The organism is Pseudomonas spelaei (assembly GCF_009724245.1).
Lineage (GTDB): Bacteria > Pseudomonadota > Gammaproteobacteria > Pseudomonadales > Pseudomonadaceae > Aquipseudomonas > Aquipseudomonas spelaei.
In genome coordinates this window covers 148,390-170,887 of record NZ_WNNK01000002.1, presented here as the reverse complement: position 1 = coordinate 170,887, position 22,498 = coordinate 148,390, and the positions used below count along the sequence as shown (strand labels likewise).

At 59.4% G+C, this 22,498-nt stretch carries 20 protein-coding genes; 13 read left to right on the top strand and 7 right to left on the bottom strand.

All coding sequences use genetic code 11. The features are described from left to right. Positions 1-206: 206 nt before the first annotated feature. Both GNF76_RS02910 and GNF76_RS02905 read right to left on the bottom strand, forming a co-directional pair. A complete protein-coding gene (locus tag GNF76_RS02910; protein ID WP_155581684.1) occupies positions 207-1,445 on the bottom strand; it encodes a transporter associated domain-containing protein in 1,239 nt (412 codons plus the stop codon). A gap of 12 nt (positions 1,446-1,457) precedes the next feature. After that, on the bottom strand, positions 1,458-2,270 hold the full coding sequence (locus GNF76_RS02905) for a cytochrome C assembly family protein (RefSeq protein ID WP_155581683.1): 813 nt from the start codon (positions 2,268-2,270) through the stop codon (positions 1,458-1,460). Between the two features lie 234 nt (positions 2,271-2,504). On the opposite strand from GNF76_RS02905, the gene ffh reads away from it, so the two are divergent. The 5 genes from ffh (at position 2,505) to rplS (ending at position 6,076) form a co-directional block, all read left to right on the top strand. Continuing rightward, on the top strand, positions 2,505-3,881 hold the full coding sequence (gene ffh, locus GNF76_RS02900; RefSeq protein WP_155581682.1) for a signal recognition particle protein: 1,377 nt from the start codon (positions 2,505-2,507) through the stop codon (positions 3,879-3,881). A gap of 250 nt (positions 3,882-4,131) precedes the next feature. Further along, positions 4,132-4,383 (top strand): 30S ribosomal protein S16, encoded by a 252-nt coding sequence (gene rpsP / locus GNF76_RS02895; protein ID WP_007944872.1) that lies wholly within the window; start codon positions 4,132-4,134, stop codon positions 4,381-4,383. A 5-nt stretch (positions 4,384-4,388) separates the two neighbouring features. After that, complete coding sequence (rimM, locus tag GNF76_RS02890; protein WP_155581681.1) at positions 4,389-4,925, top strand: ribosome maturation factor RimM; 537 nt, start codon at positions 4,389-4,391, stop codon at positions 4,923-4,925. After that, positions 4,907-5,680, top strand: coding sequence for a tRNA (guanosine(37)-N1)-methyltransferase TrmD (trmD, locus tag GNF76_RS02885; protein ID WP_155581680.1), 774 nt, complete (start codon positions 4,907-4,909; stop codon positions 5,678-5,680). Before rimM ends, trmD begins: the two co-directional genes overlap by 19 nt. Before the next feature lie 45 nt (positions 5,681-5,725). Further along, complete coding sequence (rplS, locus tag GNF76_RS02880; RefSeq protein ID WP_003175895.1) at positions 5,726-6,076, top strand: 50S ribosomal protein L19; 351 nt, start codon at positions 5,726-5,728, stop codon at positions 6,074-6,076. Positions 6,077-6,139: 63 nt separating this feature from the next. Here rplS and GNF76_RS02875 read toward each other — a convergent pair whose 3' ends face one another. After that, positions 6,140-7,936, bottom strand: a complete 1,797-nt coding sequence (locus tag GNF76_RS02875; protein ID WP_155581679.1) for a cation:proton antiporter — start codon at positions 7,934-7,936, stop codon at positions 6,140-6,142. 107 nt (positions 7,937-8,043) lie between these two features. Here GNF76_RS02875 and xerD point away from each other — a divergent pair, with 107 nt between their 5' ends. The 6 genes from xerD to GNF76_RS02845 all read left to right on the top strand — a co-directional run bounded on the left by xerD (position 8,044) and on the right by GNF76_RS02845 (position 17,732). Then, a complete protein-coding gene (gene xerD / locus GNF76_RS02870; protein ID WP_155581678.1) occupies positions 8,044-8,940 on the top strand; it encodes a site-specific tyrosine recombinase XerD in 897 nt (298 codons plus the stop codon). A 141-nt stretch (positions 8,941-9,081) separates the two neighbouring features. Then, positions 9,082-9,813, top strand: a complete 732-nt coding sequence (locus GNF76_RS02865; protein WP_155581677.1) for a thioredoxin fold domain-containing protein — start codon at positions 9,082-9,084, stop codon at positions 9,811-9,813. Positions 9,814-9,943: 130 nt separating this feature from the next. Continuing rightward, positions 9,944-11,248 carry a homoserine dehydrogenase gene (locus tag GNF76_RS02860; protein WP_178123151.1) on the top strand — a complete coding sequence of 435 codons (1,305 nt, stop codon included), beginning with the start codon at positions 9,944-9,946 and terminating at the stop codon, positions 11,246-11,248. A 66-nt stretch (positions 11,249-11,314) separates the two neighbouring features. Further along, complete coding sequence (gene thrC, locus GNF76_RS02855) at positions 11,315-12,724, top strand: threonine synthase (protein ID WP_155581675.1); 1,410 nt, start codon at positions 11,315-11,317, stop codon at positions 12,722-12,724. Positions 12,725-12,887: 163 nt separating this feature from the next. Beyond that, positions 12,888-16,430 carry a transporter substrate-binding domain-containing protein gene (locus GNF76_RS02850; RefSeq protein ID WP_155581915.1) on the top strand — a complete coding sequence of 1,181 codons (3,543 nt, stop codon included), beginning with the start codon at positions 12,888-12,890 and terminating at the stop codon, positions 16,428-16,430. Between the two features lie 72 nt (positions 16,431-16,502). Beyond that, a complete protein-coding gene (locus GNF76_RS02845) occupies positions 16,503-17,732 on the top strand; it encodes an EAL domain-containing response regulator (protein ID WP_155581674.1) in 1,230 nt (409 codons plus the stop codon). Here the strand turns inward: GNF76_RS02845 and GNF76_RS02840 are convergent. Both GNF76_RS02840 and GNF76_RS02835 read right to left on the bottom strand, forming a co-directional pair. Then, complete coding sequence (locus tag GNF76_RS02840) at positions 17,729-18,391, bottom strand: response regulator (RefSeq protein WP_155581673.1); 663 nt, start codon at positions 18,389-18,391, stop codon at positions 17,729-17,731. The genes GNF76_RS02845 and GNF76_RS02840 overlap by 4 nt on opposite strands. A 164-nt stretch (positions 18,392-18,555) precedes the next feature. Then, entirely contained in the window at positions 18,556-18,756 is a 201-nt protein-coding gene (locus GNF76_RS02835) for a hypothetical protein (protein WP_155581672.1), read from the bottom strand. A 312-nt stretch (positions 18,757-19,068) separates the two neighbouring features. Between GNF76_RS02835 and GNF76_RS02830 the strand changes: the two genes are divergently transcribed. Beyond that, positions 19,069-19,353 (top strand): DUF3509 domain-containing protein, encoded by a 285-nt coding sequence (locus GNF76_RS02830; protein WP_155581671.1) that lies wholly within the window; start codon positions 19,069-19,071, stop codon positions 19,351-19,353. A gap of 171 nt (positions 19,354-19,524) precedes the next feature. On the opposite strand, the gene GNF76_RS02825 is transcribed toward GNF76_RS02830, so the two are convergent. After that, a complete protein-coding gene (locus GNF76_RS02825) occupies positions 19,525-20,367 on the bottom strand; it encodes a TIGR02285 family protein (RefSeq protein WP_246211857.1) in 843 nt (280 codons plus the stop codon). Between the two features lie 71 nt (positions 20,368-20,438). Further along, positions 20,439-21,638, bottom strand: coding sequence for a CaiB/BaiF CoA transferase family protein (locus GNF76_RS02820; RefSeq protein WP_155581669.1), 1,200 nt, complete (start codon positions 21,636-21,638; stop codon positions 20,439-20,441). 148 nt (positions 21,639-21,786) lie between these two features. Between GNF76_RS02820 and GNF76_RS02815 the strand changes: the two genes are divergently transcribed. Next, the gene (locus GNF76_RS02815; RefSeq protein ID WP_155581668.1) at positions 21,787-22,329 is read left to right on the top strand and encodes a YaeQ family protein; all 543 of its coding nucleotides are present in this window, start codon (positions 21,787-21,789) and stop codon (positions 22,327-22,329) included. Positions 22,330-22,498 lie beyond the last annotated feature (169 nt).

The window sequence follows — 22,498 nt, the reverse complement described above, 5'->3', positions numbered from 1 at the left end:
GGAGCGAGCACCGGTCGGACGGGGTTTGGTAAGCCGTGGGGATTATAGGAAGGGGTTTGAGAGGTAAACAAGGGTCCAGGCACGGATCTTTGGGAATGAGTCGGATTGGTGTGGGAGCTGGCTTGCCTGCGATAGCAGCACCTCGGTACACCTGATATACCGGGGCGCCTGTATCGCAGGCAAGCCAGCTCCCACACGGATCGCGTTCAGGCGGCCACTGGCACCGTGCTGGTGTGCCAGATCAACACCTTGCTCACGCGGTTGTCTTCGGTTTCGACGATTTCCAGGCGATAGCGGCCAATCTTCAGGCACACCGCGCAATCGGGAATGGTCTCCAACGCTTCGGTCACCAGGCCATTGAGGGTTTTCGGCCCGTCGCTGGGCAGGTGCCAGCCCAGGCTTTTGTTCAGCTCGCGAATCGAGGCCGCGCCGTCGATCACGTAGCGGCCGTCCAGTTGCGGCTCAATGTGCGGGTTATCCACACTGTGCTCGCTTTCGAATTCCCCGACGATTTCTTCGAGAATGTCTTCCAGGGTCACGATGCCCAGCACTTCGCCGTATTCGTCCACCACCATGCCCAGGCGTCGCTGCTGTTTATGGAAGTTCAGCAGTTGCAGTTGCAGGGGCGTGCTTTCGGGGACGAAGTAGGGTTCATGGCAGGCCGCCAGTAACGCGTCCTTGGTCAGGCTGGCGTCCGGCAGCAGGTGCTGGATCTGGCGGGTATTGAGCACCGCCTCGACCTGGTTGATGTCGCTGTGGAACACCGGCAGTCGGGTGCGCTTGGAAGTGTGTAACTGCTCGATGATCTCTTCGATGGGGTCATCCAGGTTGATGCCGTCCACTTCGCTGCGGGGGACCAGGATGTCATTGACGGTGATGTTGTCCAGGGCGTGGATACCCGGCATGCCTGCTTCCCGGCCGTTGGAGGTTTCGGGTTCCGGCTCATCGTCGTGATCCAGTTGTGGTTCGTCGCTTTTCTTGACGATGCCGGCCTTGCGGGCAAACGGACGCAGTAATAACAGACTGATGCCGTTAAGTAGCCAGGCCAGCGGATAAAGGATTTTCAGCGGCACGCCCAGCAGCGTATTACCAAACCCCAGCACTGCGTGGGGGTGGCGGGTAGCCAGAGTGCGCGGCAGGTAATCGGCCAGCACCAGTAGCGCGGCGCAAGAGATTGCCCAGCCGAGCCAGGGGCCGTTTTCCGCCCACGCGTAGATCGCCAGCAAGGTGCAGAGAATCACCACCACGGCACGGCACAGGGTGTTACAGAGGATCAGGCTGTTGCGCGGGAAACTCAGGCGGGCGTCGGCCTTGTCGCTTTGGCGAGTGCCAGGGCGCAGGGCCAGTAAATGGTGTTGGGCGGCTTCGATGGCGGTAAATAGCGCCGACCACAAAATCAGCAAGGCGATTACCGCGAGCATCGGCCCCAGGGGCAAGTTGTCCATTATTACTGCCCGTCAGATATGCAGGATGAATTCACGAACCAGCTTGCTGCCGAAATACGCCAGCATCAGCAGGCAGAAGCCGGCCAGGGTCCAGCGGATCGCCTTGTGCCCGCGCCAGCCGAGGCGGTTGCGGCCCCACAGCAGCACGCTGAACACTACCCAGGCCAGGCACGCCAGCAGGGTTTTGTGCACCAGGTGCTGGGCGAACAGGTTCTCGACGAACAGCCAGCCGGAGATCAGTGACAGTGACAACAAGGTCCAGCCGGCCCAGAGGAAGCCGAACAGCAGGCTTTCCATGGTTTGCAGCGGCGGGAAGTTCTTGATCAGCCCGGAGGGGTGCTTGTGTTTGAGCTGGTGGTCCTGCAAGAGCAGCAACAAGGCCTGAAACACTGCAATGGTGAACATACCGTAGGCGAGGATCGACAGCAGGATGTGGGCCAGGATGCCCGGCTCTTCATCAATCACCTGCACCGTGCCTGATGGCGCGAACTGCGCCAGCAGCACGGTCAGCATCCCCAACGGGAACAGCAACACCAGCAGGTTTTCCACGGGAATCCGCGAACAGGCCAGCAGGGTCAGGGCGATCACTGCCGCAGCAATCAGGCTGGCGGCGCTGAAAAAATCCAGGCCCAGGCCGACCGGCGTCATCAGATGGGTAAACAGGCTGGCGGCGTGGGCCAGCAGGGCGAGCACGCCAAGACTGGCCAGCAGGCGCTTATCCGCCTTGGCGCATTGGGCCAGGCGTGTGCCTTGGTAGATAGTCGCAGCGGCATACAAGAGGGCGGCGGCGAGACTGGTGAGCAAACTGGGTGACAAAGGGAGCATAAATCCTGTTAAGCAAGCCCGAAAGCCGATGAGTTTGGCATACACCTGCGTTCCACGAAAGACCACTGGGCCAGACAGCGGGTGTGCATGTCGACAGTCTTCGCTATAATCCGCGACCTGCCCACGCCGCAGGCTCGCCGAGCGCTGTTTTTAATAGCGATTTACCACAGCCTGGGCCGCCATTACCTCGGTCTACCAATGCACTTCGATGAATAGGGCCTGAAAGGATCGCGCATGTTTGAAAACCTGACTGACCGTCTCTCGCAGACGCTGCGCCATGTCACCGGCAAGGCCAAGCTGACCGAGGACAATATTAAAGACACCCTGCGTGAAGTGCGCATGGCGTTGCTGGAAGCCGACGTTGCCTTGCCTGTGGTCAAGGACTTCGTCAACTCGGTCAAGGAACGTGCGGTCGGCACCGAAGTGTCCCGCAGCCTGACTCCGGGCCAGGCCTTTGTGAAGATCGTCCAGGCCGAACTCGAAAGCCTGATGGGCGCGGCCAACGAAGATTTGAACCTCAGTGCCGTGCCTCCGGCCGTTGTGCTGATGGCCGGTTTGCAAGGTGCGGGTAAAACCACCACCGCCGGCAAGCTGGCGCGCTTCCTTAAAGAGCGCAAGAAAAAGTCCGTGATGGTGGTTTCTGCCGACGTTTACCGCCCGGCGGCTATCAAACAGCTGGAAATGCTGGCGGGCGAAGTGGGCGTGACCTTCTTCCCGTCCGACCTGAGTCAGAAACCGGTCGACATCGCCCAGGCGGCTATTAAAGAAGCCAAACTGAAATTCATCGACGTGGTCATCGTCGATACCGCCGGTCGTCTGCACATCGACGAAGAGATGATGGGCGAGATCAAGGCGCTGCATGCCGCGATCAACCCGGTCGAGACGCTGTTCGTGGTCGACGCCATGACCGGCCAGGATGCGGCCAACACCGCCAAGGCCTTTGGTGATGCGCTGCCGCTGACCGGTGTGATCCTGACCAAGGTCGACGGCGACGCCCGTGGTGGTGCCGCGCTGTCAGTGCGCGCCATCACCGGCAAGCCGATCAAGTTCATTGGTATGGGCGAGAAGAGCGAAGCGCTCGAACCGTTCCACCCTGAGCGGATCGCCTCGCGGATCCTTGGCATGGGCGACGTGCTCAGCCTGATCGAACAGGCCGAAGCGACGCTCGACAAGGACAAAGCCGATAAGCTTGCTAAAAAGCTGAAGAAGGGCAAGGGCTTCGACCTCGAAGACTTCCGTGACCAGCTGCAACAGATGAAGAACATGGGCGGCCTCGGCGGCCTCATGGACAAGCTGCCGAACATGGGCGGTGTGAACCTGGCGCAAATGGGCAACGCCCAGGGCGCGGCAGAGAAGCAATTCAAGCAGATGGAAGCGATCATCAACTCCATGACCCCGGCCGAGCGCCGCGACCCTGAGATGATCAGCGGTTCGCGCAAACGCCGGATCGCCATGGGTTCCGGCACTCAGGTGCAGGACATCGGTCGCTTGATCAAGCAGCACAAGCAGATGCAGAAAATGATGAAGAAGTTCTCCGCAAAAGGCGGAATGGCCAAAATGATGCGCGGCATGGGCGGTATGTTGCCCGGCGGCGGCATGCCCAAGATGTAAAGTATTCGAGCGGAAGTTCGCTTCTGCTCCGACCCACAAGGATGTGGGATCTCCAGCAAACCCGCACTTGGCGGGAGCTGACTGGCCGTTTTAACCGACGGCTCTATAGCAGATCTGAATGGCACACAGGTAGGTGCCGGAAAAAGACATTTGCAAAAGTCCGGATATTCCTTAGAATATGCGGCCTTTCGGGCACCCATGCCCGCTGTGCATTTAGATTTGCAGCACCGACTACAGGAACGATGTTCACATGCTAACAATCCGTCTTGCCCTTGGCGGCTCCAAAAAGCGCCCGTTTTACCACTTGACCGTAACCGACAGCCGCAACCCGCGCGACGGTTCGCACAAGGAACAGGTTGGTTTCTTCAACCCTGTTGCTCGTGGTCAAGAAGTTCGTCTGTCCGTGAACCAAGAGCGCGTAGCCTACTGGCTGAGCGTTGGTGCACAACCTTCTGAGCGTGTTGCTCAGTTGCTGAAGGACGCTGCTAAGGCTGCGGCCTGAGCAATATGAACGCGACGCCTGCCATTGCTGATGATTTGATCGTTATCGGCAAGATCTACTCTGTTCACGGCGTTCGCGGCGAAGTGAAGGTGTATTCCTTTACTGATCCGACTGAAAACCTGTTGCAATACAAAACCTGGACGCTCAAGCGTGAAGGCAGCGTTAAACAGGTTGAGCTGGTCAGTGGACGCGGGAGCGACAAGTTCCTGGTCGCAAAGCTCAAGGGTCTTGATGATCGTGAAGAAGCTCGTCTTCTGGCCGGTTATGAGATCTGCGTGCCACGCAACCTGTTCCCTGAATTGACCGACGGCGAGTACTACTGGTACCAGCTCGAAGGTCTGAAGGTCATTGATCAACTTGGACAATTGTTCGGGAAAATCGATCATCTTCTGGAAACCGGCGCCAATGATGTAATGGTGGTCAAGCCTTGCGCTGGCAGCCTGGATGATCGCGAACGCTTGTTGCCGTATACCGAGCAATGTGTGTTGGCCGTCGACCTGGCAGCGGGCGAGATGAAGGTGGAATGGGACGCGGACTTCTAAACGTGGCTAATCTGCGCGTAGAAGTGATCAGTTTGTTTCCCGAGATGTTTTCCGCCATCAGCGAGTACGGCATCACCAGTCGTGCGGTGAAACAGGGGCTCTTGCAGCTCACCTGTTGGAATCCGCGAGACTACACGACGGATCGACATCACACTGTGGACGATCGCCCATTTGGCGGTGGCCCGGGCATGGTGATGAAGATCAAGCCCCTGGAAGACGCTCTGGTTCAGGCCAAGGCAGCAGCCGGGGAGAAGGCGAAGGTAATTTACCTGTCCCCTCAAGGCCGTCAGCTGAATCAGTCGGCGGTGCGCGAGTTGGCGAATCAGGCAAGCTTAATCCTGATTGCCGGTCGCTATGAAGGCATTGACGAGCGGTTTATTGAAGCTCATGTCGATGAAGAGTGGTCGATTGGGGACTATGTTCTGTCTGGCGGCGAGCTGCCGGCGATGGTCCTGATAGATGCGGTTACACGACTGCTGCCCGGAGCTTTAGGGCATGCGGACTCCGCGGAGGAAGACTCCTTCACGGATGGTTTGCTGGATTGCCCGCACTACACCCGACCGGAGGTGTATGCGGATCAGCGTGTTCCCGACGTATTGCTAAGTGGCAATCACGCACACATCCGGCGTTGGCGTTTACAGCAGTCCCTCGGGCGGACCTATGAACGACGCGCCGATCTTCTGGAAAGCCGCTCGCTTTCTGGAGAAGAGAAGAAGCTGCTCGAGGAATACATCCTCGCGCGGGACGATAGTTAACAACGTATCGATGGTAGGTCCGACGACTTACCTTAGGAGCACAGCATGACTAACAAAATCATCCTTGCACTCGAAGCAGAGCAGATGACCAAAGAGATCCCTACCTTTGCCCCGGGCGACACCATTGTCGTTCAGGTGAAAGTGAAGGAAGGCGACCGTTCGCGTCTGCAAGCGTTCGAAGGCGTGGTAATTGCCAAGCGTAACCGTGGTGTGAACAGTGCTTTCACTGTTCGTAAAATCTCCAACGGTGTTGGCGTAGAGCGTACTTTCCAGACCTACAGCCCGCAAATCGACAGCATGGCCGTTAAGCGTCGCGGTGACGTACGTAAAGCCAAGCTGTACTACCTGCGTGACCTGTCCGGTAAAGCAGCTCGCATCAAGGAAAAACTGGCTTAAGTCCAGCTTCCCGATGCAGAAAAAAGCAGCCTACGGGCTGCTTTTTTGTTGCCTGGGATTTGTCTATTGTTCCGGCTGAATCACGGCCAGCAACGTCCAGCCTGCCACCGGCTTCAAGCCGCTTTCGGGCGTCACCACATGCACCCAGCCGCTGGTGTCCCGGGCAAACAGCAAGATCGCGCGCTCGCCGTGCAGCGCTTGATAGTCGTCCCAGCCAAAACCGTCCGTCAGGTTAGTGCTGTAGAGCTCGGCCCCTTGCCCCAACAGGCTGGCCAGCTTGGTGTAGCTCAGCGGCTGGCTCCCCAGCAGATGCCCACGATGCTCATGGCTGGCCCGGTGCTTGTCGGTTCGCCGGCTTTCCTGACTGCTGGCCAGGGCAAACAACCGCTGGCCAAATTCATGGCGAAAACGCATGGCGGCCAAGGTGTTCAATTCGCCTGATGGCGACAGCGCCAACAAGTGCCCCAAGCCCACCAGATCCAGATGTGACTCGGCATGTTGCGACGCCGGGTTACCAAAATAGGTCGGCAAACCTTCCATCCGGCTGGCGCGGATATTCTCCCAGCTTGAATCGGTCAACAGCACTCGGCAGCCCAACTGCTGCAAGGCTTTACCCAGTATGCGTGCCGGCCCGTTGGCACCGACTATCAGAAAACCGCTGGGCGCAGGCTCCGCCACGTTCAACAGGCGGGCCAGTGGACGTGCCGTGGCACTTTGCAGCACCACCGTACCGATAATCACCGCGAAGGTCAGGGGCACCAGCAGCAGTGCACCTTCATGACCCGCTTCATCCAGACGAATCGCAAAAATCGCTGACACCGCCGCCGCCACAATCCCTCGTGGTGCAATCCACGCCAGCAGCGCCCGTTCGCGCCAATTCAGGTTCGAGCCAAAGGTCGACAGGGCGACATTCAATGGCCGTGCAATAAACTGAATGATCAACAACAGGATCAGCACGAACGGCCCCAGGGCGATCAATGCGTTCAGGTCCAGGCGCGCCGCCAGCAGGATGAACAGCCCGGAGATCAGCAAGACGCTGAGGTTCTCCTTGAAGTGCAAGATGTGTCGCACATCGACGCCCTTCATATTGGCCATCCACATGCCCATCAGCGTCACCGCCAGCAGGCCGGATTCGTGCATCACCTGATTCGAGGCGATAAAGACCCCCAATACGCCCGCCAGGGTCGCCAGGTTGTGCAAGTACTCCGGCAGCCATTGCCGGCGCATGATCTGCCCCAGTACCCAGCCGCCGGCAATACCGAACAGGCTGCCGCACAGAATCACCCCGCCAAACGTCAGCAGGCTGTGGTTCAAGCCGTCGCCTGAGGCGCGGGCGATGATGAAGCTGTAGACCACCACCGCCAGCAGTGCGCCAATCGGGTCGATAACAATGCCTTCCCAGCGCAGGATGTTGGCGATGGAGGCTTTGGGGCGTACGACGCGCAGCATGGGCACGATCACCGTCGGCCCGGTCACCAGCGTCAGGGTGCCGAACAGCAAGGCCAGCATCCAGTCGAAACCCAGCAGCCAGTGGGTGGCGAGGGTGATTACGGCCCAGGTCGACAGAGCGCCGATCGTTACCAGTCGGTGCACCACGCTGCCGATTTCCCGCCATTCCGAGAGGTGCAGGGTCAGGCTGCCCTCAAACAGAATCAGCGCCACCGCGAGGGACACCAGGGGCATCAGCAACGGCCCGAACATCTCTTGCGGGTCGAGCCAGCCCAGCACCGGCCCCACCAGAATCCCGGTCACCAGCAGAAACAGGATCGCTGGCAGTTTCAGGCGCCAGGCCAACCACTGGCATCCCAGCGCGGCCACGCCGATGCCGCCAAAAGCCAACAGAATCTGTTGTTCGTTCATTGAAGCTCCCTGTTCCTTGAAATAGCTGGCTATGAAAGACTAGTGACCTTCTTCACAGTTCACTATTAATTTGCGCAAAGCCCCATGCCAGCGCTACCTGAGTGCCCATGCCTGCCATCGATCATCCCCTGATAGACCGCTTCCTCGACGCCCTCTGGCTGGAAAAGGGCCTGTCGGACAACACCCGCCAGGCCTACCGCAGTGATTTGGCGCTGTTCAATGGCTGGTTGCAGGAGAAGCACCTGGAGCTGATCAACGCCGGCCGCGAGCTGATCCTCGACCATCTGGCCTGGCGTCTGGAGCAAAACTACAAGCCGCGTTCCACGGCGCGTTTTCTTTCCGGCGTGCGTGGCTTCTATCGCTACTTGCTGAGGGAGAAATTGATCGCCGTCGATCCGACCCTGCAAGTCGACATGCCGCAACTGGGCAGGCCATTACCCAAATCTCTGTCAGAAGCCGACGTTGAAGCCTTGCTGGCGGCTCCCGACTTGAGTGAAGCCATCGGCCAGCGTGATCGCGCCATGCTCGAAGTCCTGTATGCCTGCGGCCTGCGAGTCACGGAGTTGATCAGCCTGACCCTGGAGCAGGTCAATCTGCGCCAGGGGGTGTTGCGGGTGATGGGCAAGGGCAGCAAGGAACGGTTGGTGCCGATGGGGGAGGAAGCGATTGTCTGGGTCGAGCGCTACATGCGCGATGCGCGCAGCGAACTGCTGGGCGGGCGTCCCAGCGACGTGCTGTTCCCCAGCTTGCGGGGTGAGCAAATGACCCGACAAACGTTCTGGCACCGCATCAAGCACCAGGCCAAGGTCGCCGGGATCGGCAAGTCGCTGTCGCCCCACACGCTGCGGCATGCCTTCGCCACCCATCTGCTTAACCACGGTGCGGATTTACGGGTGGTGCAAATGCTGTTGGGCCACAGTGACCTGTCCACCACCCAGATCTACACACATGTGGCGCGGGCACGTTTGCAGGACCTGCATGCCAAGCACCATCCGCGCGGCTGAAAAGCGCCAATTTACCCACCACAGTCGGCCGTCCCGCCCAACTGTGGTAGGCTTTGCCGGTTCGCAAAGGGGACGGCCCCAACCCGTGTTTTCAGTGTGGTGTTCTTGCCTCCGTCCCTGCCTCTGCCTTCAGGAGTTCCCATGCGCTTGACCCAGATTTTTGCCGCCGCAGCTATTGCGTTGGTCTCAACCTTTGCCGTTGCCGATGATGCCGCCGAGAAGGCTATTCGCCAGAGCCTGCAAAACCTCAAGCTTGATACCCCGGTGGAAAGCATCAGCGCCAGCCCGATGGCCGGCCTGTACGAAGTCAAACTCAAGGGCAGCCGCGTGCTGTACGCCAGTGCCGATGGCCAGTACATCGTCCAGGGCTACCTGTTCCAACTCAAGGACGGCAAGCCGGTCAACCTGACCGAGAAAGCCGAGCGCCTGGGCGTGTCCAAGCTGATCAATGGTATCCCGGTTGCCGAAACCGTGGTTTACCCGGCGATTGGCGAAACCAAGACCCACATTACCGTGTTCACCGACACCACCTGCCCGTATTGCCACAAGCTGCACGCCGAAGTGCCTGAGCTGAACAAGATGGGCGTTGAAGTGCGTTATGTGGCATTCCCGCGCCAAGGTCTGGGTTCACCTGGCGACGAGCAGTTGCAAGCGGTCTGGTGCTCGACTGACAAGAAAGCGGCCATGGACAAGATGGTCGACGGTAAGGAAATCAAGGCGGCCAAGTGTGCCAACCCGGTTTCCAAGCAGTTCGCCCTTGGCCAGTCGATCGGAGTGAATGGTACGCCGGCTATCGTCTTGGCCGACGGTCAGGTCATCCCGGGCTACCAGCCTGCACCACAAGTTGCCAAACTGGCGCTGGGTGCCAAATAAACAGTATCGTCGAGCCTTTGACGATCATGGCGCGACGACAGTGGTCGACGCGCCATTAATAGAGAGCCGCAGTTGTGCGGCTGTTTTCCACGGCCGACCTCGAGTCGGCCGTTTCATGGGGAGTTCTTCAGTGAAACCGGTCAAAGTAGGCATCTGTGGGTTAGGGACCGTCGGTGGCGGCACCTTCAACGTACTTCAGCGTAACGCCGAGGAAATCTCCCGCCGTGCAGGGCGTGGGATTGAAGTGGCTCAAATTGCCACGCGTACGCCAAAGCCTCAGTTCCAAACGACCGGTATTGCGATTACCAACGATGTCTTCGACGTTGCCACCAACCCTGAAATCGATATCGTCATCGAGTTGGTGGGCGGCTACACCGTGGCTCGCGAGCTGGTGCTCAAGGCCATCGAAAACGGCAAGCACGTGGTCACCGCCAACAAGGCGTTGATTGCCGTACACGGTAACGAAATCTTCGCCAAGGCCCGTGAGAAGGGGGTGATCGTCGCCTTCGAAGCGGCTGTGGCCGGCGGTATCCCGGTGATCAAGGCGATTCGTGAGGGCCTGTCCGCCAACCGCATCAACTGGGTGGCCGGGATCATCAACGGCACCGGTAACTTCATCCTCACCGAAATGCGCGAGAAGGGCCGTACCTTCGAAGACGTGCTGGCCGAAGCCCAGGCGCTAGGTTACGCCGAAGCCGATCCGACCTTCGACGTTGAAGGTATCGACGCTGCTCACAAGCTGACTATCCTGGCGTCCATCGCCTTTGGTATCCCGCTGCAGTTCGACAAGGCCTACACCGAAGGCATCACCAAGCTGACCACCGCGGACGTGAACTACGCCGAAGCGCTGGGGTACCGCATCAAGCACCTGGGCGTGGCCCGCAGCACCGCCGCCGGTATCGAGTTACGCGTACACCCGACGCTGATCCCGGCCGACCGCCTGATCGCCAATGTGAATGGCGTGATGAACGCGGTGATGGTCAACGGCGATGCCGCCGGTTCGACCCTGTTCTACGGCGCCGGTGCCGGCATGGAGCCGACCGCCTCCTCGGTGATCGCCGACCTGGTGGACGTGGTTCGTGCCATGACCAGCGACCCGGAAAACCGCGTGCCGCACCTGGCATTCCAACCGGACTCGCTGTCGGCCCATCCGATCCTGCCGATCGAAGCCTGCGAAAGCTCCTACTACCTGCGAATCCAGGCCAAGGACCATCCAGGCGTGTTGGCCCAGGTCGCCAGCATCTTGTCGGAACGCGGCATCAACATTGAATCGATCATGCAGAAGGAAGTCGAAGAACACGACGGCCTGGTGCCTATGATCCTGCTGACCCACCGTGTGCTGGAGCAGCACATGAACGATGCCATTACTGCGCTGGAAGCCCTGCAGGGTGTGGTCGGGCCGGTGGTGCGGATTCGCGTTGAACACCTGAACTAACCGATTTTTCCAGGGGCCCCGCGTGTTCGGTGGCCTCTGTTCGAGAATGTTGTAGAGGAGCCAGTCATGCGTTACATCAGCACCCGCGGCCAGGCACCGGCCCTGAATTTCGAAGACGTCCTGCTGGCCGGTCTTGCCACCGACGGCGGCCTGTATGTGCCGGAAAACCTGCCACGCTTCACCCAGGAAGAAATCGCTTCCTGGGCCGGCCTGCCGTACCACGAGTTGGCGTTCCGGGTCATGCGCCCGTTCGTCACTGGCAGCATCCCGGATGCGGATTTCAAGAAGATTCTGGAAGAGACGTACGGCGTGTTTTCCCACAATGCCGTCGCCCCATTGCGCCAGTTGAACGGCAACGAATGGGTCCTGGAGCTGTTCCACGGCCCGACCCTGGCGTTCAAGGATTTCGCCCTGCAACTGCTGGGTCGCCTGCTGGACTACGTGCTGGAAAAACGTGGCGAGCGCGTGGTGATCATCGGTGCCACCTCCGGTGATACAGGCTCGGCGGCGATTGAAGGCTGCAAGCATTGCGAAAACGTCGACATCTTCATCTTGCATCCGCACAACCGCGTGTCGGAAGTGCAGCGTCGGCAGATGACCACCCTCTTCGGTGAGAACATCCACAACATCGCCATCGAAGGCAACTTCGATGACTGCCAGGAAATGGTCAAGGCGAGCTTCGCCGACCAGCGTTTCCTCAAGGGCACGCGCCTGGTCGCGGTGAACTCGATCAACTGGGCGCGGATCATGGCCCAGATCGTCTACTACTTCCATGCTTCCCTGCAGTTGGGCGGCCCGGCACGCTCGGTGTCGTTCTCGGTGCCAACCGGCAACTTCGGTGACATTTTCGCCGGTTACCTGGCGCGCAACATGGGCTTGCCGATCAACCAGTTGATCGTCGCCACCAACCGCAACGATATCCTGCACCGCTTCATGAGCGGCAACCAGTACGTCAAGGAAACCCTGCACGCCACGCTGTCGCCGTCCATGGACATCATGGTCTCGTCGAACTTCGAACGCTTGTTGTTCGACATGCACGGTCGCAACGGCGCGGCACTCGCTGAGCTGATGGAGAGTTTCAAGCAAGGTGGCGGTTTCAGCGTCGAGCAAGAGCGCTGGACCGAAACCCGCAAGCTGTTCGACTCCCTGGCTGTGGATGACGCGCAAACCTGCGAAACCATCGCCGAAGTCTACGCCCAGACCGGCGAGCTGCTGGACCCGCACACTGCCATTGGCGTCAAGGCCGCGCGTGAATGCCGTCGTAGCCTGGACATCCCGATGGTGATCCTTGGCACCGCCCACCCGGTCAAATTCCCGGAAGCGGTGGAAAAGGCCGGTGTCGGTAAAGCCCTGGAACTGCCGCCGCACCTGGCGGACCTGTTCGAGCGCGAAGAGCGTTGCACCGTCCTGGCCAATGACCTGAAAACCGTGCAGGCGTTTGTCAGCCAGCACGGCAATCGCGGTAAGCCGCTCTGACCTCAAGGCGTTACAGCGTTGTACAAGCCCGTCCTCGTGACGGGCTTTTTCTTTTTAGCGAGCCATACTCGCTAAGGCCTGCTTTTCAGCGGGCCAGTTGGCAAAAATAACAATCAAGGAAATCGACACGGTGTGGTTCTCGACCCGATGGCGTTTGTGGCTAATGTGCGTGCTATGGCTCTGCCACGTGGCCCCAAGCCTGGCTGCGGTCAGCTTGCCCTTCAAGTTGGTGCCGGCGTTTATCCCGCTGGCATCCATGCCCCTGGCGCCTGCCGAACAGCAGTGGTTGGCAGCCCACCGAACGCTGAGAGTGGGTATCTCCATAGATGACTATCAGCCGATAGATATCACCCGTGATCGTAATCGCTACCAAGGCATCAGCGCCGACTACTTGAGCCTGGTGGGCGCGCGCCTGGGTGTGCCGATGCAAGTGCTGGGTTTCGCCGAGCGGGCGCAGGCGGTGGAAGCCTTGCGTGCCGGGGCGATCGATATTCTCACCAGTGCCAATGGCTACGAGCGCGACGTGCCTGGGCTGGCGTTTACCCGGGACTACATGCCGGACCGTTCGGTGGTGGTTGTGCGGCGGGACGACAACACACAAAACGAAGACCTCAAGGACAAGAAAGTGGTGTTGCTGGAGGGCTACGCCAACGTCAACAACGTGCACGCGGCCTACCCCGACAGCCATATCATGCTGGCCCCCAATCTCTACAGCGGCCTGGAAGCCCTGAAGCAGGGTGATGCCGATGCCTTTATCGGCAATGAAGTGATTGTGCGGGCCTACAAATCCCTGCGCCCCTACCTGGGTCTGCAGATCCGGTTGGAGAGCAGGCTGGCGCCGATTGGCTTTGCCTTTGCCACGCGTCAGGCCGATCCGTTGTTGGGGACGATGATGGATCGCGCGCTGTCGAGCATCGATGAGTCGGTGCAACGGGAAATCCTCGCACGCTGGACCACGGGCCTGGGCGTTGGTCTTGCCAGTGAGCGCATTGAGTTATCGGCTTCGGAGCAGGCCTGGCTCTTGCGCCATCCCCATGTGGTGGTGTCGACCCAGCAGCTGTCGCCCTACGTATTCAAGGATAAGGACGGTGTGTGGGTCGGCCTGAATGTCGACGTGCTCAGTCGCATCTCGCGGATGACCGGCTTGCAGTTCGTGTTCGAAGAAGTATTTTCCACTGCACAGACCCTGGAGTTGTTGGAGGCGGGCAGGGCGGACATGAACACCACGTTGGTCGAGAATCAGGAACGCAAGGGATTCCTCAATTTCAGCCATGGTTTTGGCGGTTCCGGCTGGGTGTTTGTCGAGCGTGTCGAGGCGCCGCCGGTGACAAGCTTGAGCGAACTTTCCGGTAAGGTGCTGGCGCTCCCTGCACGGCATGTCCTGGAACGTTATATCCGTCGTGAGCACCCCACGATCAAGCTGCAGCTGGTGGACAACTACGCCCAGGCGCGTGAGTTGGTGATGCGCGGTGATGCAGCCGCGACCATACAAAGTGAAGTGGAAGTGCAAAGCTACCCGACCGATGAGTTGCGCATTGGTCGTAGCGTTGACGGCAAATGGTCGGCCAACAGCCTGTCGGTGCGCAAGGACCAGCCTGAGCTGCTGAGTATTCTGAACAAGGCCCTGGAAGCGTTACCGGTGGCAGAGTTGAGCGCCTTGCGTTTGCGCTGGTTGGGGGCTGTGGCAATTCCGATGCCGGTCTGGCAACGCGTGCCGCCTTGGGCCTACTGGACGGTCGCCACGGCCATCTTGTTCGTATTGGTGTCCCTGGTCTGGAACAGCCGGCTCAAGCGCCAGATCCGTCAACGCCTGACGGCTGAGCAACGGCTCAATGACCAATTGGCGTTCAAGCGTGCCTTGCTCGATGGCATGCCCAACCCGGTGTTTGTTCGCGACCTGGCCGGCCGCCTGGTGACCTGCAACAAAAGTTATGAACAACAATTGGCCACTCGACTTGAGCTGATCCAGGGCCTGACCCTGATGGAAACGGGCCTGTTACCCGAAGCCACTGCGGCACACTTGCACGCAGGCCACATGGAGCAATTGGCCAGGCAGCAGTCATTGTTTGTTGATCGGGAGTTGGAGTTCAACGGTGGAACCTTCCATGTCTATCAGTGGACAGTGCCGTTCTTCGACGCCCAGGGCGAACTGCAAGGTCTGCTTGGAGGCTGGATTGATATCAGCGAACGCAAGGTCCTGGAAACTCAGTTGATGGATGCGCGCCAGGCTGCCGACGAGGCGAACTTTGCAAAAAGTGCCTTCCTCTCGACCCTCAGCCACGAAATTCGTACGCCGATGACCGCCATCATCGGTTTGCTGGAGTTGGAGCAGGAACGCGCGACGGCCTCAGGCAAGCCGGTGTCCGAAGCGCTGCGAGTGGCCCATCGTTCGGCTCGCGAGTTGATCGCGTTAATGGGTGACAGCCTGGACCTGGCCAAGATCGAAGCGGGCCATTTGCAACTGGCGCCACAGACTACCGACCTGAAAGTGTTTTTCGAAGGCATTCAGCGGCTGTTTGAAGCGACCGCGCAGAAAAAGGGCCTGCACCTGACCCTGGCTTTCGATCCGCAGGCACAGGGGCATTATTGGTTCGATCCGCTGCGCCTGCGCCAGGTCATGCATAACCTGCTGGGCAATGCGCTCAAGTTCACGGAGCAGGGAGAGGTCCGTGTCAGCGTCGCGTGCAAGGTCGATGAGGCCGGCGCAGAGTATTTGCACCTGTGTGTTGAAGACAGCGGCCCGGGGATCGGTGTCGAACAACAGGCCCGGGTATTCAAACCGTTTATTCAGGTCAGCCCAAGCACGGCCGCCGAGCACGGTGGGACGGGGCTGGGCTTGAGCATCTGCCAGCAATTGGTGGAGCTGATGGGCGGTCAAATTACTTTGCACAGCGTGCTGGGCGAAGGCACGACGGTGTGTATTGATCTGTACCTGGACCGGGTCAGCAGTGACGACGTGCCCACAGCCGCCCCGCCGCAACCTGCCGCTCGACCGCTGTCGGTGTTGATTGTCGATGACCTGCCGGCCAACCGCCTGGTGCTGGCGCAGCAATTACAGTTCCTCGGCCACCAGGTGGTGTCCCTCAATACCGCCGAGGCAGCCCTGCGGCGCTGGCGTGTCGAGGCATTCGACCTGCTGGTGACTGACTGCCAGATGCCAGGGATGTCGGGTTATGCCTTGAGCCAGGCCATCCGCGAGATCGAGGCTCAGGAGCAACGCCCGCGTTGTGCACTGGTGGGTTGCACGGCCAATGCGTTTGATGACGAACGCCTGCGTTGCCGGCAGGCTGGAATGGACGAGTTGCTGGTCAAGCCCGTGACCCTGGAGCAATGGGCCCAGGTGTTGGCCCGCGTGGTGCCCCCGCGTTCCTTTGATATCCATACCCTGCGCACCATGACCCAGGCGGACGGGCCAGTCCTGCAGCGGATGTTGCAGGAGTTGGTGAAGAGCCTTGAGCACGAACACAAGGCCTTGTCCGTTGCCATGGCCGATCAGGACCTGACGCGGCTGACAGCCTCCTTGCATCGCCTCAAGGGCATTTGTTGCCTGGTGGATGCGCTGCCATTGGCCAAGGCCTGTGTGGCACTTGACCTCAGTGTGCGTGAGCGGCGCAGCGATGAGTTGTCGGCGCAATGGCTGACATTGTCTGGCGCATTGGCGCAGTTGCGGCGAGATATTGAGCCTTATTTGCTTGCGGCTGAATAGGACACGTCCTATGGGGAATTGAGCGGATTTTGACTAGTGTGGGCAGCCTTGCTCGTGCTCACAGAGTTTCCCATGCGTTCACTCAAAGTCCTGATCCTCGAAGATAACCCGTTTCAACTGATGGCCCTGCACCAGATGCTCAATGCCAACGGCGTGTTCAATGTGCTGACGGCGGAAAGTGTCGAAGCGGCCCGCCAATCACTGGCCAGCAAGGGGCCGGTGGATATCGCCATCTGCGATCTGTACCTGGAGCAGGGCGACGGCCTGGAGTTGATCCGTGAGCTGGCCGAACACCGACAGGCCCAGGTGTTGATTCTGTTGAGCAATGCCGAGCCCGACGTACTGGAGGGCGTGGCGAACATGGCGCGTCAGGCCGGGCTCAACGTGTTGGGGTGCTTGCCCAAGCCGGCCTCGGCGACATTGATTGGGCAATTGCTCACGGCGTGTCAGCAGCGCTTGCGTCCAGGGCCGCCGGTGATGTCCTGGGAGCGGGTGTGCCAATTGCTGGGAACGAGTGAGGTCCAGGCTCAGCCCATATCCCTGGAGGCCAGCCAGGCAGCCATTGCACGCTGTGCCAGTGCCTGGTTCCAGCCTATCGTCAGCCAATCGGGAGCGCTGCAAGGCGTCGAGGCATTAGCCCGATGGCAGCACCCTGAGCGTGGCTTGTTGTTGCCCGATGAGTTTTTACCGGTGTTGGAGTTTGGCGGGTTGGAAGAAGCCTTTACCTGGCACGTGTTGGAAGAGGTGCTTGGCATCGCCGCTCAAGTGTTACAGGAGTCGGGTAAGGTGCTGCCGGTGGCCGTCAACATTCCCGGACGGATGCTTGAGCACGGGCACTTTCCCCAGACACTGCAAGGCTTGTTGCAACGCTTCGCGATCCCTGCCCACAGCCTCACTCTGGAACTGGTCGAGACTTCCCGCTTGAAGACCGACAGCACCCATGTCACCGGTTTACTGCGCCTGCGTATGATCGGCTGCAAGCTGTCTATCGGCGACTTCGGTGTCGGTGGTACCAGCTTGCAGCGTTTGCTGGAGTTGCCGTTCACTGAGTTGAAAATCCCGCCAGCCTTCGCCTGTGGGATGGCTGATGACGAGCGCAAGGCAGCGGTCGTAGCGGGAGCTATGAGTATGGCGGGGCACTTGGGCGTGGGCGTGGTGGTGACCGGCATTGAAACCGCAGCTGACCGTGAAGCGGTTTGCGCGCTGGGCACAGCCTGGTTGCAAGGTTGTTTCATCGCTCGCCCCATGAATGCCCAGGCGTTGAGGCAGTGGATTGCGCAATGCCCGGAGTTTGCGACTTAGGCCAAACCGTGTTCCTGCCCATAGATGAACAGTGCGGCATCATTGGAAAGGCCGAGTTTGCGCATGGCACTGACTTTTTGCGTGCTGACGGTCTGCTTGCTGCGATTGAGGTTCGCCGCGATTTCGCCCACCGTCAGCCCAGCGGCCAGCAGGCGGATCACTTCCAGCTCGCGGGGTGACAGTTGCTCCTGGGACTGCAGGCGATCGGGACCCACTTCACCGGCGAAGCTCAGTGCCTGACGAATAGTGTGGGCCACATAGCAGCGCTGTAGCCGCACTTGCCGGATGGCTTCGGGCAGCTCATCGGCCAGGCTGGCCTTGCTCAGCAAGCCCATGACCCCCAGCTCCAGAATGGAATGAAACAGTCCGGCGTTATTGAGCATCGTCACCACTACGATGGGCAGGCTCGGGTAATGCCGGCGCAGCTGCTCAATCAGGCGCAGGCCATCGGCCTGGGGCTCGGCGGGCATCATGAAATCGGTCACCAGCACATCGCAGGTACAGTGTTGCAGCAGCTCGGTGAGGGCTTGGGGCGAACTGGCTTCGCCGACGATGCTCACTTGTGCGTCGCGCTCCAGCACCGCGCGCAAGCCGATCAGGAAAATCGGGTGATCATCGGCGAGGACGATGCGCAATGGCTTTTCAGACGCGGCTTTCAAGGTGGCCTCCCAGGATAATTAGGGGATTCTAGCCTGTTAATGGAGGATGTGGCCTGAAGGTATGGCCTGACGATGCTCAAAAAAACGCCGCATTCCCTGCTTGGGACTGCGGCGTTTTTCGTTCTGAAGGCCTTGACCGGTGTTGGGGGCACCCGGGTCTTCGTTTAGGTGATCAATTTGATCAGCAGCGCAGTGGCGGTGGAAATCGTGGCAATCATGGCCAATACGATGCCCACGGGATACCAGAAAATCTCGCGGCTAATCTTGCCTACTTCTGCGTTGTATTTACGTTGCTCGGCTACCAGCTTTTTTATTTCTACGTGAACCTTCTCCAGTTCAGCCTGTTCTTTGGTGTGTTCCAGCATGGGGTTCATCCTTCGGGGTTGGGCCTTGTGACATGCGCCTCTACCTGTCTGGTGGAGTGAAGCGCGCTTACCGAGTATAGGTCTGGCCAATCACGTCATTGGCGGCTGTGTCGCCAGATTCCAGGCCAATGAGTAAGCATTTATGTGCAGCCGTTTTTTCGTTGTCATGTTGCAAGTGCATGCTGGTCGCAGTCACTCCCCGACAGCCCAAAAAGACGAAAAGGCGAACTTTCCTACGCAAAAAGTAGTCACTTAAGTGCGATGCATCTGCCGTTTACATGACTGTTTTCGAACTATTGAAGGGTGATCGAGATGGAAAGTATCAGCCTATTGCTCGGTGAAGCACTGAGCCCTTATCAGGTTACGCTGACCCCCTCGGGCGTGAAGGGCGAATGCCTGGTGACGGTGAAGAGCCCAAGCGGTGCCATCGTTGTCGAACGTGAAGTCGATCAGGCCCAACTGAGCGATAAACGCACCTTGGTGGATGTGGTGGATTGTCTGCACCGCGACCTGATGATTGCCGAAGGTCGACTGGAGCCTTCGGTGATCGCGGCGCTACGCAATGCGGCCCTGACCCGTTCCACAGTCTGTACATGAAGATTTATTTTTGTTTGGAACCTTCCTAGACCAAGACGAGTCAGACTTTGTAACAACGGGATCAAGCATTGTGCTCCGGTGCTTGTAGCCTTTTGTTACTGGTCTTTGTAGGCCATGTTTAACCCCGAGTTGTCTCCCCACTGCTCGGGGTTTCTTTTTGCCTGCGATTTGTCATTGATCCGGGGAGTCCTGGAAAAACTGCGGGTTGTCATTCAAGTAATGCGCTCGCGTTACCGGGTCGAGCCATGAGGCGTAGGACTGCAACAGCTTGTCCTGAGGGATACGACGCAGTACCTGGTTGATGCGGGTCATGGCATTGCGCCCATGGGGCGTGTCAGAACAACCGATATGGATGCGCTGGTAAGGCGCGCTTCCTATGATCGGATAGAAGATCAGGCCCTTGGGGTCGATATTCTGCTGCTGGGCCTGATAGCGAACTTCCGGCCAATACCCCAAGACCACCTCCAGGCGCCCCCGTTGTTGCATTTGCAACAGGCTGCCGATGGCGTTATTGCCGTAGTGTGCTGCCAGCGTGTGAGGGTCGGCCTGATGCAGCCGCTCGTCAATGAATGGGCCGTAACTGCGTTCGGCGATGATTCCGAGCCGCGCTTCCCGAGTCGCCAGAAACGCCCCCAGATCAAACTGCTCGCCGACGATGAACGGTGCCAGCACCGCCTGCTGGCTTTGGCGGATCGTCACTCCATTGGCCACCACCGCGAAGGCCGGGGTGGAAAACACAATCGACTTCGCCCGCATGGGTGTCCACAGCAGGGATGGATCGCAGGTGAACGAGGGCGCCTGAAGCATTTGCAGGCCACGGGCGCGATTCACGTGCAGGATCTGATGTCGGTATTCCGGCAGGCGCTCGATGAGTATCGGCAGCAGTTGGTCCACGGCACCCCGGCCTTTTTGCGGGCCTTCGAAAATCGTCATCGGTGGCAAGTCACGGACCAGCCAGGTCAAGGTTTCTTCGGCGTGCCCCGAGAGTGGCAGGGCACTGAGCAGCGAGGTCATGAAGCACAGCCGAATGAATCGGCGTTTGAAGCAACAGGCCATTGTCTTGAGTGTTCCCCTGAAAACCCGTTTCAGATCGCGCCATCTGTGCGCAGTCGGGTGATAGCGGCGGCGTCGTAGCCCAATGCATTGAGCACCAGATTGTTATGTTCCCCCAGCTGCGGCCCCACCCACTCGCAGCTGCCGGGGGTGTCCGAGAGCTTGGGCACAATGCCCGGCATCTTGAAGTCCTTGCCGCCGGGCAGCTTTGCCTTGAGGAACATCTCCCGGGCAAGAAACTGCGGGTCTCCCAGCATGTCTTCAGCACTGTAAATCCGGCTGGCGGGCACTTCGGCCTTGTTCAACTGCTCGACCACCTGCTCCAGCGGCAGCGAATTGACCCAGCGGTCGATCACCCCGTACAGCTCATCACGACGACTGTCCCGGCCGTCGTTGCTCGCAAGCTCAGGGTCGTTGGCCAGGTCCTCACGGCCAATGGCCGACATGAAGCGCTTGAAGATCGCATCGCCATTGGCGCCGATCTGCACATGCTTGCCGTCCAGGCTGGTGTGGATTGATGAGGGGGTAATCCCCGGCATGATGTTGCCGGTGCGTTCACGGATAAAACCAAATACGTCGAATTCGGGGATCATGCTTTCCATCATGGCGAAGATGGCTTCATACAGCGCCACATCCACCACCTGGCCCAGGCCACCATTGACTTCGCGATGACGCAAGGCCATCAGCGCGCCAATCACCGCCCACAACGCCGCAATGGAGTCGCCGATGGAGATCCCGGTGCGTACCGGCGGGCGGTCCTCGAAACCGGTGATATAGCGCAGGCCGCCCATGGATTCGCCGACCGCGCCAAAGCCTGGTTGATCCTTCATCGGTCCGGTCTGGCCAAAGCCGGAGAGGCGCACCATCACCAGTTTCGGGTTCAGGGCATGCAAGGTTTCCCAGCTCAGGCCGAGCTTTTCCAGCACGCCGGGGCGGAAGTTCTCGATCAGGATGTCCGCGTCGGCCAGCAATTGCTTGAGGATTGCCAGGCCGTCGGGGTGCTTGAGGTTCAGGGTCAGAGACTTCTTGTTGCGCGCCTGGACAAACCACCACAGCGACGTGCCTTCATAGAGCTTGCGCCACTTGCGCAGCGGGTCGCCGCCGTCCGGGGATTCGACCTTGATCACCTCGGCGCCGAACTCGGCGCAGATACGCGAAGCAAAAGGGCCGGCGATCAGGGTGCCGAGTTCGATGACTTTCAGGCCGGCAAGCGGTTTGGCGGTAAACGACATGGGGATCCTTTCAGGCGCGGGGCAGGTTTGTGATGCCTTTTAACATAGGCCAGTGGCACAGGGATAAGGATGATGCAGCGCAGGATTCGTTGAATGACCCCACCATCGGTTAGACTTGCCGCCTTTCCCTGTCTTTAGAAGCCCGTTCATGGCCCAGCCGTCCACGACCTATAAATTTGAACTCAACCTCACCGACCTTGATCGCTCGGTGTACGAGAGTGTCAAACAAACCATCGCCCGCCACCCTTCGGAAACCGAAGAGCGCATGACTGTGCGTTTGCTGGCCTACGCCCTTTTCTACAACGAACAGTTGGCTTTTGGTCGTGGTTTGTCAGATGTAGACGAGCCAGCCCTGTGGGAAAAAAGCCTGGATGATCGTGTTCTGCACTGGATTGAAGTCGGCCAGCCGGATGCAGATCGCCTGACCTGGTGTTCGCGCCGTACCGAACGCACCAGTTTGTTGGCGTATGGCAGCCTGCGTGTCTGGGAAGGCAAAGTGGTACCGGTGGCGAAGAACCTGAAAAACGTGCACATCGCTGCCGTGCCCCAGGAAATTCTGGAAACCCTGGCCAAGGACATGCCACGGGTGATCAAGTGGGACGTGATGATCAGCGAAGGCACGATCTTCGTGACCGATGACCGTGGTCAGCATGAAGTCCAGCTGGAATGGTTGGTTGGCGAGCGCGACTGAAATTTCGCTACCTGGTCAGGCATACGGTCCGGGGAAACGAAGCAGGTCAATGTGGGAGCTGTCGAGCCCTGGCGAGGCTGCGATGGGATCACCTGGGTGCATCTGCCAAACCGTAGCGCCTGCATCGCAGCCTTGCTAAAGCTCGACAGCTCCCACACGGGATCACTGC

What these genes read in the sequence shown, in the direction of transcription:
- GNF76_RS02910 (WP_155581684.1), bottom strand. Translation starts at nt 1,445, where the DNA reads ATGGACAACTTGCCCCTGGGGCCGATGCTCGCGGTAATCGCCTTGCTG.
- GNF76_RS02905 (WP_155581683.1), bottom strand. Translation starts at nt 2,270, where the DNA reads ATGCTCCCTTTGTCACCCAGTTTGCTCACCAGTCTCGCCGCCGCCCTC.
- ffh (WP_155581682.1), top strand. Translation starts at nt 2,505, where the DNA reads ATGTTTGAAAACCTGACTGACCGTCTCTCGCAGACGCTGCGCCATGTC.
- rpsP (WP_007944872.1), top strand. Translation starts at nt 4,132, where the DNA reads ATGCTAACAATCCGTCTTGCCCTTGGCGGCTCCAAAAAGCGCCCGTTT.
- rimM (WP_155581681.1), top strand. Translation starts at nt 4,389, where the DNA reads ATGAACGCGACGCCTGCCATTGCTGATGATTTGATCGTTATCGGCAAG.
- trmD (WP_155581680.1), top strand. Translation starts at nt 4,907, where the DNA reads ATGGGACGCGGACTTCTAAACGTGGCTAATCTGCGCGTAGAAGTGATC.
- rplS (WP_003175895.1), top strand. Translation starts at nt 5,726, where the DNA reads ATGACTAACAAAATCATCCTTGCACTCGAAGCAGAGCAGATGACCAAA.
- GNF76_RS02875 (WP_155581679.1), bottom strand. Translation starts at nt 7,936, where the DNA reads ATGAACGAACAACAGATTCTGTTGGCTTTTGGCGGCATCGGCGTGGCC.
- xerD (WP_155581678.1), top strand. Translation starts at nt 8,044, where the DNA reads ATGCCTGCCATCGATCATCCCCTGATAGACCGCTTCCTCGACGCCCTC.
- GNF76_RS02865 (WP_155581677.1), top strand. Translation starts at nt 9,082, where the DNA reads ATGCGCTTGACCCAGATTTTTGCCGCCGCAGCTATTGCGTTGGTCTCA.
- thrC (WP_155581675.1), top strand. Translation starts at nt 11,315, where the DNA reads ATGCGTTACATCAGCACCCGCGGCCAGGCACCGGCCCTGAATTTCGAA.
- GNF76_RS02850 (WP_155581915.1), top strand. Translation starts at nt 12,888, where the DNA reads ATGTGCGTGCTATGGCTCTGCCACGTGGCCCCAAGCCTGGCTGCGGTC.
- GNF76_RS02845 (WP_155581674.1), top strand. Translation starts at nt 16,503, where the DNA reads ATGCGTTCACTCAAAGTCCTGATCCTCGAAGATAACCCGTTTCAACTG.
- GNF76_RS02835 (WP_155581672.1), bottom strand. Translation starts at nt 18,756, where the DNA reads ATGCTGGAACACACCAAAGAACAGGCTGAACTGGAGAAGGTTCACGTA.
- GNF76_RS02830 (WP_155581671.1), top strand. Translation starts at nt 19,069, where the DNA reads ATGGAAAGTATCAGCCTATTGCTCGGTGAAGCACTGAGCCCTTATCAG.
- GNF76_RS02825 (WP_246211857.1), bottom strand. Translation starts at nt 20,367, where the DNA reads ATGACCTCGCTGCTCAGTGCCCTGCCACTCTCGGGGCACGCCGAAGAA.
- GNF76_RS02820 (WP_155581669.1), bottom strand. Translation starts at nt 21,638, where the DNA reads ATGTCGTTTACCGCCAAACCGCTTGCCGGCCTGAAAGTCATCGAACTC.
- GNF76_RS02815 (WP_155581668.1), top strand. Translation starts at nt 21,787, where the DNA reads ATGGCCCAGCCGTCCACGACCTATAAATTTGAACTCAACCTCACCGAC.